This window comes from Nocardia sp. IBHARD005, from assembly GCF_052814245.1.
In genome coordinates this window covers 4,523,981-4,537,311 of record NZ_CP199935.1, presented here as the reverse complement: position 1 = coordinate 4,537,311, position 13,331 = coordinate 4,523,981, and the positions used below count along the sequence as shown (strand labels likewise).

Genomic DNA, 13,331 nt, shown 5'->3' with positions numbered 1-13,331 from the left:
CTGACCTCTCATTGGGCGGAGTAGACCGATGACTATCGAACAGCCCTCCACCACACCGATTCTCCTGAAGCTCAGCACGCGCCCGGAACCGTACCCACCGCACGTGCGCGAACGCCTCGAACTGGACGCGAAGGAGATCATCACCCGCTACCCACACCCCCGCTCCGCGCTGCTCCCGCTGCTGCACCTGGTGCAAGCCGAGGAAGGCTGTGTGACCGGCACCGGCATCGACTTCTGCGCCGATCACCTGAACCTCACCGGCGCCGAAGTGACCGCGGTAGCCACGTTCTATTCGATGTACCGGCGCACCCCCACCGGCGACTACCACGTGGGCGTGTGCACGAACACCCTCTGCGCCGTCCTCGGCGGTGACGCCGTCTACGAAGCACTGCAACAACATCTGGACATCGGACACGGCCAGACAACCCCCGACGGCGCCATCACCCTCGAACACATCGAATGCAACGCCGCCTGCGATTACGCACCGGTCATGATGGTGAACTGGGAATTCTTCGACAACCAGACTCCTGAATCGGCAGTCGCTATCGCCGATGCCCTGCGCGCGGGCCACCAGGTCCGTCCGACCCGCGGCGCACCACTGTGCACGTTCCGTGAGACGGCCCGCATCCTCGCCGGATTCCCCGACGAGCGCCCCGGCGCGCTCGAAGGAGCACCGGGCGCACCCACCTTGGCAGGGCTCGAAATCGCCGCACAAGATGACACGGCAGGGGGATCGCGATGACGACGCTCACCCCGGTACTCAGTGAACACTGGGCAACCCCGCGGTCCTGGACCCTCGAGAGCTACCGCGCGACCGGCGGCTACGACGGACTCCGCGCCGCCCTGCGCAAGACGCCCGACGAGGTGATCCACACCGTCAAGGACGCGGGTCTGCGCGGTCGCGGCGGCGCGGGCTTCCCCACCGGGATGAAGTGGTCGTTCATCCCACAGGGCCCCGGCCCCGACGGCACGACGAAACCGCACTACCTCGTCGTCAACGCCGACGAATCCGAACCCGGCACCTGCAAAGACATCCCGTTGATGCTGGCCACCCCGCACACCCTCATCGAAGGCATCGTGATCGCCGCGTATGCGATCCGGGCCGCGACCGCGTTCATCTACGTCCGCGGCGAAGTGATCCCGGTGCTGCGCAGACTCCAAGCCGCCGTCGCCGAGGCCTATTCGGCGGGATTGCTCGGCCACGACATCCTCGGCTCGGGTTTCGACCTGGACCTGATCGTGCACGCCGGTGCGGGCGCCTACATCTGCGGTGAGGAAACCGCCCTGCTCGATTCCCTGGAAGGCAGGCGCGGACAGCCCCGGCTGCGCCCACCGTTTCCCGCGGTCGCCGGCCTGTACGCGTGCCCGACCGTGGTCAACAATGTGGAATCCATTGCCAGCGTGCCCTCGATCCTGCGCCACGGCACCGAATGGTTCCGCTCGATGGGCAGCGAGAAGTCACCCGGCTTCACGCTGTACTCCCTGTCGGGACACGTCGCCCGCCCCGGCCAGTACGAGGCCCCGCTCGGCATCACCTTGCGCGAGCTGCTCGACTACGCGGGCGGCGTGCGGGCCGGGCACACCCTCAAGTTCTGGACCCCCGGTGGTTCCTCGACACCGATGTTCACCGACGAACACCTCGACGTCGCCCTCGACTACGAAGGTGTCGCCGCCGCCGGATCCATGTTGGGTACCAAGGCCTTACAGATCTTCGACGACACCACCTGTGTGGTGCGCGCGGTCCTGCGCTGGACCGAGTTCTATGCCCACGAATCGTGCGGCAAATGCACACCGTGCCGGGAAGGCACCTACTGGCTCGTGCAATTGCTGCGCCGACTCGAAGCGGGCCATGGCACCGAAACCGACCTGGACAAGCTCGCCGACATCGCCGACAACATCAACGGCAAATCGTTCTGCGCGCTCGGTGACGGCGCGGCCAGCCCGATCTTCTCCTCGCTGAAGTACTTCCGCGACGAATACCTCGCGCATCAGCGACTCGGCGGCTGTCCGTTCGATCCGGCCGCCTCGACCGTGTGGGCATCAGCGAAAGAGGACCGATGAATCCAGCATCGCGCAGCGATTCCTTGACGGGCGGCGGTCGGGTGGCGGGTGGGCCGGCCATTGCCACCAGTAGCAGCAGCGGCGTGGTGCCCGCCGACATGGTGAGCGTCACCATCGACGACACCACCATCGAGGTGCCCGCCGGAACCCTGCTGATCCGCGCCGCCGAACTGATCGGCGTGGAGATCCCCCGCTTCTGTGACCACCCCCTGCTCGACCCGGTCGGTGCGTGCCGACAGTGCCTCGTCGAGGTGGAAGGGCAGCGAAAGCCGGTCGCCTCCTGCACTATCCCGGTCACCGACGGCATGATCGTGCGCACCCAGATGAGCTCCCCGGTCGCCGAAAAGGCTCAGCGCGGGGTGATGGAGTTGCTGCTCATCAACCATCCGCTGGATTGCCCGGTCTGCGACAAGGGCGGCGAGTGTCCGCTACAGAACCAGGCGATGTCCACCGGCAGCGCCGAATCCCGTTTCGACGGTGAAAAGCGGACGTATCCGAAGCCGATCCCGCTGTCGACGGCGGTGCTGCTGGACCGGGAGCGGTGCGTGTTGTGCGCACGCTGCACCCGGTTCACCCAGCAGGTCGCCGGCGACCCGTTCATCGAAATGATGGATCGTGGCGCGCTGCAACAGGTCGGCATCGCCCAGGCCGAGCCCCTCGACTCCTATTTCTCCGGCAACACCGTGCAGATCTGCCCCGTGGGCGCGCTCACCGGCACGTCCTACCGTTTCCGGGCGCGCCCGTTCGACCTGGTCTCCACACCGAGTGTTTGTGAGCACTGCGCCTCGGGGTGCGCGCAACGCACCGACCATCGCCGTGGAAAAGTGTTGCGTCGCTTGGCCGGTGACGATCCCCAGGTCAACGAGGAATGGAACTGCGACAAAGGCCGCTGGGCCTTCGCCTACGCCACCGAACGCGACCGCCTCACCACACCGATGGTTCGCGGCTGGGACGGTGTCCTCGCCCCGGCCTCCTGGCCCGAAGCCCTCACCGCCGCCGCCGCGGGCCTGAGCGCCGCGATCGGCAATGCCGGAGTGCTCGTCGGCGGACGAGTCACCGAGGAAGAGGCCTACGCGTACAGCAAATTCGCGCGAATGGTCCTCGCGACCAACGACATCGACTTCCGCAGCCGGGTGCACTCGGAAGAGGAGCAACGATTCCTCGCCGCCCGCATCGCCGGACGCGGTGTCCAGGTCGACTTCGCCGCACTCGACAGAGCACCGGTCGTGCTGCTGGTCGGGTTCGAACCGGAAGAAGAATCGCCCATCGTCTACCTGCGGCTGCGCAAAGCCGCACGAACACGCGGGCAGCGGGTGGTGTCGCTGGCACCGTTCGCCTCCCGTGGCCTCGAACGCATGTCGGGCGCGCTCATCCAAACACCGCCCTGCGGCGAAGCCGATGTCATCACCTCGATCATGGCTGAAACTTCGGCTGATGCCACCGAACTCATGGCGATGCTGAACACGCCGGGCGCAGTCGTCATGGCGGGCGAACGTCTCGCGGGCAGCCCCGGCGCGCTGACGGCGGTGACCCGGCTGACCGATGTCACCGGTGCCGCGCTGGCGTGGGTGCCGCGTCGTGCCGGCGAACGTGGTGCGCTGGAAGCGGGCGCGCTGCCCGGCCTGTTGCCCGGCGGCAGGCCCGTGGTGGATCCCGCTGCGCGCCAGCAGGTTCGACATCGGTGGCAGTCCGGAGAACTCCCGGTCACGCTGGGGCGCGATGCCACCGCGATCCTGTCGAGCGCGGCCCAGCTTGGTGCGCTGGTCATCGGCGGTGTCGATCCGGCCGATATGCCGGACCCGGCGGCCGCACTGTCCGCCATCGACGCGGCCCGGTTCGTCGTCAGCCTCGAAATGCGGCACAGTGCCGTCACCGAACGTGCCGACGTCGTCTTCCCGGTGGCGACCGCGATGGAGAAGTCCGGCACCTTCCGCACCTGGGAAGGCCGACCACGCCCCTTCGCCGCGGCCGCGCTCGACACCACCCGCCGCGTCGCCGCCCCGCTGTCGGACCTTCGGGTATTGCACTCGCTGTCCGCTCAGATGGGCGTCCCGATCAACCTGCCCGACACCGCCGCCGCGCGCACCGAACTCGACTCGCTCGGCCCCTGGAACGGCACCCCCCTCCCCGCACCCGAACTGACCAGCCAGACCCGCCCCGTACCCGGCCCCGGAACGGCGGTGCTGGCCGGGTGGCGAATGCTGCTCGACGCCGGTCGCATGCAGGACGGTGAACCCAACCTCGCCGGCGTCGCCCGCCCGCCGGTCGCACGCCTGTCGGCCGCGACCGCCGCCGAGATCGAAGCCGACGATGCCGATCACGTCATCGTCTCCACCGATCGCGGCGAGATCTCGGTGCCGCTGATGATCACGGACCTGCCCGACCGGGTGGTGTGGCTGCCGCTGCACTCGCCCGGCTCGACGGTCGCCGCCGAACTCGGTGTGACACCCGGCGCCGTAGTGCGCCTGCGTCGCGCCGACGACAGGATGAAGGAACACCGTCATGAGTGATCGAGTGCTACTCCTCGCGGCAGACGCCGGACCTGTCTTCGGCACCGACCCGCTGTGGCTGGTGGTGGTCAAGGCGCTCGGCGTGTTCGTCTACCTGATGCTGGTGCCGTTGATCGCGGTGTACGCCGAGCGCAAAGTCGTCGCGTGGATGCAGATGCGGATCGGCCCCAACCGGATCGGGCCCGGCGGCATGCTCCAGTCCGTCGCCGACGGCGTGAAGATGGCGCTCAAGGAAGACATCATCCCGGCCATCGTGGACAAGCCGATCTTCGTGCTCGCCCCGATCATCTCGGTGATCCCGGCGTTCATGGCGTTCGCGGTGATCCCGATGGGCCCGGAGGTGTCGATCTTCGGAACGCGAACCGCGTTGCAGCTCACCGATATGCCTGTCGCCGTGCTCTACATCCTCGCCATCACCTCCATCGGCGTGTACGGCATCGTGCTGGCCGGCTGGTCGTCGGGCTCGACGTATCCGCTGCTCGGCGGCCTGCGCTCGACGGCGCAGGTGATCTCCTACGAGATCGCGATGGCACTGACCTTCGCCACGGTGTTCTTGCTGTCGGGCACCATGGCGACCTCCGGGATCGTGAGCGCGCAGGAGGGCACCTGGTACGTCTTCCTGCTGCTGCCCTCGTTCCTCATCTACTGCGTGTCGATGGTCGGCGAAACCAACCGGGCGCCGTTCGACCTGCCCGAAGCCGAAGGTGAACTCGTCGGCGGCTTCCACACCGAGTACTCGTCGCTGAAGTTCGCGATGTTCATGCTCGCCGAATACGTGAACATGGCAACGGTGTCGGCGCTGGCGACGACGCTGTTCCTCGGCGGCTGGCGCGCACCGTTCCCGATCAGCCTGTGGGAGGGCGCCAACTCCGGCTGGTGGCCGCTGCTGTGGTTCACCCTCAAGGTGTGGACGTTCCTGTTCGTGTTCGTCTGGCTGCGCGGCACTCTGCCCCGGCTGCGCTACGACCAGTTCATGAACCTCGGCTGGAAACTGCTCATCCCCACCTCGCTCGTGTGGGTGATGGTCGTGGCCGCCGCACGGGTCATCGATCTCGAAGGCCTCCCCGGACAGAACCTGATCCTGGTCGGTGTGGGTCTGGTGATCACCGCGGCGATGATCGCGATGTTCCTGCGCGCCGGCCGCAGCAAGGGTCTACCGCCGTTGCCGCCACAGCAGCCCTCGACCTCGTCGGTGTTCCTCGGATTCCCGGTTCCGCCGATGCCACCACGGCCCGCGAACGACGAACCACGGATCGGCTTGTTCGAACCGCTCGCCGGTTTCGCTGTTACCGCGGCCACGATGTTCAAGAAGCCCAATACCGAGTCCTACCCCGAAGAGAAGGTACCGACCGCACCGCGCTATCACGGCCGCCACCAGCTCAACCGCTACGAGGACGGACTCGAGAAGTGCATCGGCTGCGAACTGTGTGCGTGGGCGTGCCCGGCCGACGCGATCTTCGTCGAAGGTGCCGACAACACCGAGGACGAACGCTTCTCCCCCGGTGAACGCTACGGACGCGTCTACCAGATCAATTACCTGCGCTGCATCGGCTGCGGCCTGTGCATCGAGGCCTGCCCGACGCGCGCGCTGACGATGACCAACGAATACGAGATGACCGACGACAACCGCGCCGACCTCATCTACGAGAAGGACCAGCTGCTTGCCCCGATGCAGCCGGGCATGACTCCCGCGCCACACCCGATGGCACCGGGCACGGACGCGGCCGACTACTACCTGGGCCGAGTCGGTCCGGCACCGTCGGAGCAGGAGGTACTTCGATGAGCACCGCACAGATGCTGGCCGCCGAGATCGCCGGCACCTCCACCGGTGAGGCCGTGTTGTTCTGGGTGCTCGCCCCGATCGCGGTGCTCGGCGCACTGGGTATGGTGACCGCGGCCAAGGCCGTGCATTCGGCAATATGCTTGGCCGCCACCATGATCGCGCTCGCCGTGTTCTACATCGCGCAGGGCGCGCTGTTCCTCGGCGTCGTGCAGATCGTGGTGTACACGGGCGCGGTGATGATGCTGTTCCTGTTCGTGCTGATGCTCGTCGGCGTCGACTCCGCGGAATCGCTGCGGGAAACGTTGCGTGGTCAGCGCATCGCCGCGGCGATCGTCGGGGTCGGATTCGGGTTGCTGTTCATCGGCGGCATCGGCGCGGCCCTGCGCGAGCGCGGAACCAGCTTCCCCGGCCGCGGGTTCGGCGACCGTGACGTGATCGCCGAACTCGCCGAGTTGATCTTCCTGCGCTACGTGTGGGCTTTCGAACTCACCGGCGCACTCCTGATCACGGCCACTATCGGTGCGATGGTGCTGGCCCACCGCGAGCAGTTCACCCCCAAACGCGGGCAACGCGAAATGTCGCGCGACCGCTTCCGCACCGCGGGCGAACGGGCGACTCCGCTACCGACACCGGGTGTTTACGCGCGGCACAACGCTGTCGACAGCCCCGCCCAGCTCCCCGACGGCTCCTTCGCCGAACTCTCGGTGAGCACGATCCTGCGTCACCGCCGCACTCGCGCCCACACCGAGGCTCTATTCCTGGCGGCTGGTGCCGCGGGTTCTCGGCCCGGAAGCCTCGATTCTTCCCTCCCTGCGGGCACTCCTTCGTCGCACCCTCCGGTCAGTCCAGAATCAAGGCGGCCGAGAACCGTCGTAGTAGACACCCCGATCGACGACGAGGAAGGCAAGCGGTGAACCCCCAGAACTACCTGTTCCTGTCTGCGCTGCTGTTCACCATCGGCGCCGCGGGAGTGTTGTTGCGCCGCAACGCGATCGTGGTGTTCATGTGTGTGGAGCTGATGCTCAACGCGGTGAATCTGGCGTTCGTCACCTTCGCCCGGTTGCACGACAACCTCGACGGTCAGGTGATCGCGTTCTTCACCATGGTGGTCGCCGCCGCCGAGGTCGTCGTCGGCCTGGCCATCATCATGACGATCTTCCGTGCCCGCCGGTCGACCTCGGTCGACGACGCCAACCTGCTGAAGTTCTGACATGGGTACCGCGATGCTGTGGCTGCTGCCCGCCCTCCCGCTCGCAGGCGCGATCGTCTCGCTCCTGTTCGGCCGCCGCACCGACCGCTGGGGCCCGTATCTGGCCACCGCGGCCGCGCTGGCCTCGTTCGCTGTCGCCGTTTTCGCGTTCGTCGGCATGCTCGGCCGCGCCGACGCCGACCGCGCCGTGCACAAGGAACTGTTCAACTGGGTGCCCGTCGGTGATCTCCAAGTCGGCTTCAGCTTGCAGCTCGACCAGCTGTCGATCTGTTTCGCGCTGCTCATCACCGGTGTCGGGTCGCTGATCCACCTCTACTCGATCGGCTACATGAGCCACGATCCGGGCAGGCGCCGGTTCTTCGGCTATCTCAACCTGTTCCTGGCCGCCATGCTCGTGCTGGTCCTGGCCGACAACTTCCTCGTGCTGTACCTGGGCTGGGAAGGTGTGGGCCTGGCGTCCTATCTGCTGATCGGGTTCTGGTACGAAAAACCTTCGGCCGCAACGGCAGCCAAGAAGGCGTTCGTGGTGAACCGGGTCGGCGACATGGGCCTGGCCATCGCCATGATGGTCATGTTCGCGACGTTCGGGTCCTTCGACTTCCGGACCGTGTTCGCGGCGAGCCCCGGCGCGAGCGAAAGCACGCTCACCGCGATCGGACTGCTGCTGTTGCTGGCCGCCTGCGGTAAATCCGCGCAGGTGCCGCTGCAGTCGTGGCTCGGTGACGCGATGGAAGGCCCCACCCCGGTCTCGGCGCTCATCCACGCCGCCACCATGGTCACCGCGGGTGTGTACCTGATCGCCCGCTCCAACCCGATCTACGATCTCGCTCCGAACGCGCGCACCGCGGTGCTCGCTGTCGGTGCGGTGACGTTGCTGTTCGGCGCCATCATCGGCTGCGCCAAGGACGACATCAAGAAGGCACTGGCCGCCTCGACGATGAGCCAGATCGGTTACATGATCCTGGCCGTCGGCCTCGGCCCCGCCGGCTACGCGTTCGCGATCATGCACCTGCTCACCCACGGCTTCTTCAAAGCGGGGCTGTTCCTCGGTGCCGGTTCGGTGATGCACGCGATGAACGACGAAACCGATATGCGCCGCTACGGCGGCCTGCGCACGCTGATGCCGATCACGTTCGTCACCTTCGGCCTCGGCTATCTCGCCATCATCGGAGTGCCACCGTTCTCCGGGTTCTTCTCCAAGGACAAGATCATCGAGGCGGCCTTCGATCACGGCGGGTCCACCGGAATCGTGCTCGGCGTGGTCACGCTCCTCGGTGCCGCACTCACCGCCTTCTACATGACCAGGGTCATGCTGATGACGTTCTTCGGCGAGCGCCGTTGGAAGCCCGACACCCATCCGCACGAGTCACCAACAGTGATGACCGGGCCGATGATCCTGCTCGCGTTCGGATCTGTCTTCGCAGGCGGACTGTTCGTGTGGGGTTCGTCGCTGGTGAACTGGCTCGAACCCGTCGTCGGCTCTCATCACGCGGAACCGGTGATCCCCGCGGCGGTGGTGACCGGGCTGGCACTGACGGCTGTCGCGATCGGCGTGGCCATCGCCTACCGCAAGTACGCAGAAGATGCCATTCCCGAGGTCGCGCCGGAGCCGGTCGGCGTGCTGACCGTAGCCGCGCGGAGCGACCTCTACGGCGACAAGATCAACGAAACCGTGTTCGAGCGCCCCGGTCGCCATCTCACGAGGGCGCTGGTGTTCCTCGACGCGAAGGGTGTCGACGGAATCGTCAACGGGACCGCCGCCGCGATCGGTGGGCTGTCGGCGCGAATCCGCAAGGTGCAGACCGGTTTCGTGCGCTCCTACGCCCTGTCCATGTTCACCGGCGCAGCCCTGGTGGCCGCTGCCCTGCTGGCGGTGAGGTTCTGGTGAACTCGTTTCCCTGGCTGACGACACTCTGGCTCGCCCCCGCGATCGGGGCGGGTGTGGTGCTCGTCGTGCCCGCCGCCCGCCGCAATGTGGCGCGCGGCGTCGCGTTCGCGGTGTCGATCGGTGTGCTCGCGCTCGCCGTCGTCCTGACGGTACGGTTCCAACCCGGCGGTGCGCAGTACCAGTTCGTCGAATCCCACGAATGGATCCCGGCATTCGGCGTCGGTTACACCCTCGGATTGGACGGCATCGCCACCGCGCTGGTCCTGCTGACCGCGGTGCTGGTTCCCCTGCTGATCCTGGCGGGCTGGAACGACGACACCGCCACCGGCGACGGCGGCAAGACCATCCACATCTACATGGCGTTGATGCTGCTGGTCGAGGCGATGGTGCTGATCTCGTTCCTCGCCCTCGACATCCTGCTGTTCTACGTGTTCTTCGAAGCGATGCTGATCCCGATGTACTTCCTCATCGGCGGTTTCGGCACCCGCACCACCGACGCCGCGATCCGCGCCCAGCGTTCGCGCGCCGCGGTGAAGTTCTTGCTCTACAACCTGTTCGGTGGGCTGATCATGCTCGCCGCGGTGATCGGGCTGTACGTGCTGACCGCCACGGCAGGCCTCGGCGAGGGATCCGCGGGCACCTTCGATCTGCGCGTCGTGGTCGCCGCGGCCAACAATGGCGAACTCGGGGGCAGCACCGCGGTGCTCAACGCGCTCTTCCTGGGTTTCATGTTCGCCTTCGCGGTGAAAGCGCCGCTGTGGCCACTGCATACGTGGCTGCCCGACGCGGCGGTCTCGGCCACCCCGTCCAGCGCGGTGCTCATGATGGCGGTCGTCGACAAGGTCGGCACCTTCGGCATGCTGCGCTACTGCGTGCTGTTGTTCCCCCTGGCATCGGACACCTTCGCACCCTTGGTGATCACCCTGGCCGTGATCGGCATCGTCTACGGCGCGCTGCTCGCGATCGGCCAAACCGATGTGATGCGCCTGATCGCCTACACCTCGATCTCGCACTTCGGGTTCATCATTCTCGGCATCTTCGCCATGACCAGCCAGTCCCAATCCGGGGCGACGCTGTACATGGTCAACCACGGATTGTCCACGGCCGCACTGTTTCTCATCGCCGGGTTCCTCGTCTCCCGGCGTGGAACCAGGATGATCGCCGAGTACGGCGGCGTGCAGAAGGTCGCGCCGGTGCTGGCGGGCACGTTCCTCATCGCCGGCCTTGCCACTCTGTCACTGCCGGGTCTGGCGCCGTTCATCAGCGAATTCCTGGTCCTGGTCGGCACATTCCCGAAGTATCAGGTGGCGGCGGTGATCGCGACAGGTGCTCTGGTGCTGGCCGCGATCTACGTGCTGTGGCTGTATCAGCGGTTGATGACCGGCCCGCTGAAGAAGGGCAACGAGCACCTGCGTGATCTGGTGCCGCGCGAACTGGCCGTGGTGGTGCCGCTGCTGGTAGCCCTGCTGGTGCTCGGGTTCTACCCGAAACCGATCCTGGATCTGGTGGATCCCGCGGTGGGACACACCCTGTCGACGATCGGTAAGCACGATCCCGCTCCGACGGTCCGCGCTCCCGCAGCAGGTGCGGCCACCCCGCCCGCGGGCGGCCACAAATGAGGACGGACTCCGTGACCATCACCGAGCTCGCGGCCATCGCGCCCGCACCGAGCATCGAATACCACCTGCTCGCCCCGATGCTGATCGTCTTCGCGGTCGGTGTGGTGGGGGTGCTCGTCGAAGCGTTCGTGCCACGGCCCTACCGGTATCTGACGCAGGTGGTGCTCGGGCTGGCCGGTGTCGTCGGCGCGTTGGTGGCGGTGGTGCTGCTCGCGGGATCCGAAGGCACGGCGGTGGTGGGTGCGGTGGCCATCGACGGGGTCACGTTGTTCCTGCAGGGCACGATCCTGCTGGTCGCGCTGCTGGGTCTGCTCCTGATCGCCGAGCGCGGTGCGGTGCCGCGGGCGCGCAGTGGGCCGGGCACGTGGAACCGGGCGGCGGCGGCGTTGGATCGAGGGGTCGACGCGTTCACTCCGCAGGCTTCCGCGGTGCCCGGCAGCGCGCACGAACTCGCGGCGGTGCGTTCCGGTGTCTCGACCACCGAGGTGTTCCCGCTGACCATGATCGCGGTGGGTGGTCTGCTGCTGTTTCCCGCGTCGAATGATCTGCTGACGATGTTCGTCGCGCTCGAAGTGCTGTCGCTGCCGCTGTATCTGCTGTGTGGGCTGGCTCGCCGCAGACGGCTGCTCTCGCAGGAGGCGGCGATGAAGTACTTCCTGCTCGGTGCGTTCTCCTCCGCGTTCTTCCTCTACGGCGTCGCGTTGCTCTACGGGCAGACCGGCACGGTGTCACTGCCGGGAATCGGTGCGGCACTGGACAAGCAGCCCGAGAACGCGACACTGGCTCTGCTCGGGATCGGGATGCTCGCTGTCGGTCTGCTGTTCAAGATCGGTGCTGTCCCGTTCCAGGCCTGGGTGCCCGATGTGTACCAGGGTGCGCCGACACCGATCACCGCCTTCATGGCCGCTGCTACCAAGATCGCCGCTGTCGGTGCGACCATGCGGGTGCTGATGGTGGGAGTGAATGCGCTGAGCTCGGATTGGCGACCGGTCATCGCCGCGGTCGCGGTAGCGACGATGGTCGTCGGTGCGGTCATGGCGATCACCCAGACCGATGTGAAGAGAATGCTGGCCTACTCCTCGATCGCCCACGCCGGGTTCCTGCTCGTCGGTATCGTCGCCGCCGACACCGCCGGTGTCGCGGCCGTGCTGTTCTACCTGCTGGCCTACGGCTTGGGCACCGTCGGCGCGTTCGCGGTGGTCAGTCTGGTCCGCGACGCGTCCGGTGACGAAGCCACCGCGCTGTCGCTGTGGGCGGGCCTCGGACGCCGATCCCCGTGGCTCGCTTCGGCATTCGCCCTGCTACTGCTGTCGTTCGCCGGTCTGCCACTCACCAGCGGGTTCGTCAGCAAGTTCGCCGTCTTCGCGGCCGCCTCCGGTAGCGGCTACACCTCGCTGGTCATCATCGGTGTCCTCTGCAGCGCTATCGCAGCCTTCTTCTACGTCCGCGTCATCGTCTTGATGTTCTTCACCGACCCCCCGTCCGACGCACCCATCGTGACCGCCCCCTTCGCGACCACCTTGGTAGTTGCCTTCAGCGCGGGCGCCACCGTGCTGCTCGGCATCTTCCCCCAGCCGGTTCTCGATCTCGCCGACCGCTACGCCCTGTTCATCCGCTGATGCCGTCGACTCCCCGGCCCGACCCTCGCCCACCGACCAGTCACGAACGCCACGCAGGCCATCCGTGGAACGCGTCCTATCTCGACGGCCCAGCACCGTGGGACATCGGCGCCCCGCAACCGGCTGTTGTCCGCCTGGCCGAGGTAGGCGGATTCTCCGGACCTGTCCTCGACGTAGGTTGCGGCACCGGCGACAACGCACTGTTCATCGCCGCTCGTGGCCTGCCGGTGTTCGGCGTCGACGTGGCCGAAACGGCGCTGGCCATCGCCAGGCAAGCAGCCGATGACCGCGACGTCGACGTCGACTTCGCCATGGCCGACGCCCTCCACCTGCAACGCCTGTACCGCCGCTTCGAAACGATCCTCGACTGCGGCCTCTTCCACACCTTCGACGAGGTCGAACGCGTCGAATACGTCGCGAGCCTGGCCTCGGTCGCCGACGACGGCGCCACCCTGTATGTGTTGTGCTTCAGCGACATCGGAGCCGACACGGGCCCCCATCCGGTCAGCAGGGAAGCCCTCACCGCCCCCTTCGCCGACAGTCCCGCATGGCAGATCACGACCATCGCCCCCGAACACCTCCGAACCCGCTTCCACGATTCCACCCCCGCCTGGCTCGCGACCATCGTGCGCAGGTAGATC

General features: G+C 67.0%; 10 protein-coding genes. All 10 read left to right on the top strand.

Going from position 1 to position 13,331, the window contains the following annotated elements:
- Window positions 1-28 precede the first annotated feature (28 nt).
- The 10 genes from nuoE (at window position 29) to ACTWPB_RS21390 (ending at window position 13,328) form a co-directional block, all read left to right on the top strand.
- A complete protein-coding gene (gene nuoE / locus ACTWPB_RS21435; RefSeq protein ID WP_446222360.1) occupies window positions 29-742 on the top strand; it encodes an NADH-quinone oxidoreductase subunit NuoE in 714 nt (237 codons plus the stop codon).
- Entirely contained in the window at window positions 739-2,061 is a 1,323-nt protein-coding gene (gene nuoF / locus ACTWPB_RS21430; RefSeq protein ID WP_446222359.1) for an NADH-quinone oxidoreductase subunit NuoF, read from the top strand. The genes nuoE and nuoF overlap by 4 nt, the downstream gene beginning before the upstream one ends.
- Window positions 2,062-2,159: 98 nt before the next feature.
- Window positions 2,160-4,571, top strand: coding sequence for an NADH-quinone oxidoreductase subunit G (locus tag ACTWPB_RS21425; protein WP_446226437.1), 2,412 nt, complete (start codon window positions 2,160-2,162; stop codon window positions 4,569-4,571).
- Window positions 4,564-6,354 carry an NADH-quinone oxidoreductase subunit NuoH gene (nuoH, locus tag ACTWPB_RS21420; RefSeq protein ID WP_446222358.1) on the top strand — a complete coding sequence of 597 codons (1,791 nt, stop codon included), beginning with the start codon at window positions 4,564-4,566 and terminating at the stop codon, window positions 6,352-6,354. Before ACTWPB_RS21425 ends, nuoH begins: the two co-directional genes overlap by 8 nt.
- Window positions 6,351-7,268 (top strand): NADH-quinone oxidoreductase subunit J, encoded by a 918-nt coding sequence (locus ACTWPB_RS21415; protein ID WP_446222357.1) that lies wholly within the window; start codon window positions 6,351-6,353, stop codon window positions 7,266-7,268. The genes nuoH and ACTWPB_RS21415 overlap by 4 nt, the downstream gene beginning before the upstream one ends.
- A complete protein-coding gene (nuoK, locus tag ACTWPB_RS21410; RefSeq protein ID WP_056819797.1) occupies window positions 7,265-7,564 on the top strand; it encodes an NADH-quinone oxidoreductase subunit NuoK in 300 nt (99 codons plus the stop codon). Before ACTWPB_RS21415 ends, nuoK begins: the two co-directional genes overlap by 4 nt.
- A gap of 1 nt (window position 7,565) precedes the next feature.
- Complete coding sequence (nuoL, locus tag ACTWPB_RS21405; protein ID WP_446222356.1) at window positions 7,566-9,452, top strand: NADH-quinone oxidoreductase subunit L; 1,887 nt, start codon at window positions 7,566-7,568, stop codon at window positions 9,450-9,452.
- Window positions 9,449-11,071 carry an NADH-quinone oxidoreductase subunit M gene (locus ACTWPB_RS21400; RefSeq protein WP_446222355.1) on the top strand — a complete coding sequence of 541 codons (1,623 nt, stop codon included), beginning with the start codon at window positions 9,449-9,451 and terminating at the stop codon, window positions 11,069-11,071. Before nuoL ends, ACTWPB_RS21400 begins: the two co-directional genes overlap by 4 nt.
- Entirely contained in the window at window positions 11,068-12,690 is a 1,623-nt protein-coding gene (nuoN, locus tag ACTWPB_RS21395; RefSeq protein WP_446222354.1) for an NADH-quinone oxidoreductase subunit NuoN, read from the top strand. The genes ACTWPB_RS21400 and nuoN overlap by 4 nt, the downstream gene beginning before the upstream one ends.
- On the top strand, window positions 12,690-13,328 hold the full coding sequence (locus ACTWPB_RS21390; RefSeq protein WP_446222353.1) for a class I SAM-dependent methyltransferase: 639 nt from the start codon (window positions 12,690-12,692) through the stop codon (window positions 13,326-13,328). Before nuoN ends, ACTWPB_RS21390 begins: the two co-directional genes overlap by 1 nt.
- Window positions 13,329-13,331: the final 3 nt, after the last annotated feature.

What these genes read in the sequence shown, in the direction of transcription:
- nuoE (WP_446222360.1), top strand. Translation starts at nt 29, where the DNA reads ATGACTATCGAACAGCCCTCCACCACACCGATTCTCCTGAAGCTCAGC.
- nuoF (WP_446222359.1), top strand. Translation starts at nt 739, where the DNA reads ATGACGACGCTCACCCCGGTACTCAGTGAACACTGGGCAACCCCGCGG.
- ACTWPB_RS21425 (WP_446226437.1), top strand. Translation starts at nt 2,160, where the DNA reads ATGGTGAGCGTCACCATCGACGACACCACCATCGAGGTGCCCGCCGGA.
- nuoH (WP_446222358.1), top strand. Translation starts at nt 4,564, where the DNA reads ATGAGTGATCGAGTGCTACTCCTCGCGGCAGACGCCGGACCTGTCTTC.
- ACTWPB_RS21415 (WP_446222357.1), top strand. Translation starts at nt 6,351, where the DNA reads ATGAGCACCGCACAGATGCTGGCCGCCGAGATCGCCGGCACCTCCACC.
- nuoL (WP_446222356.1), top strand. Translation starts at nt 7,566, where the DNA reads ATGGGTACCGCGATGCTGTGGCTGCTGCCCGCCCTCCCGCTCGCAGGC.
- nuoN (WP_446222354.1), top strand. Translation starts at nt 11,068, where the DNA reads ATGAGGACGGACTCCGTGACCATCACCGAGCTCGCGGCCATCGCGCCC.
- ACTWPB_RS21390 (WP_446222353.1), top strand. Translation starts at nt 12,690, where the DNA reads ATGCCGTCGACTCCCCGGCCCGACCCTCGCCCACCGACCAGTCACGAA.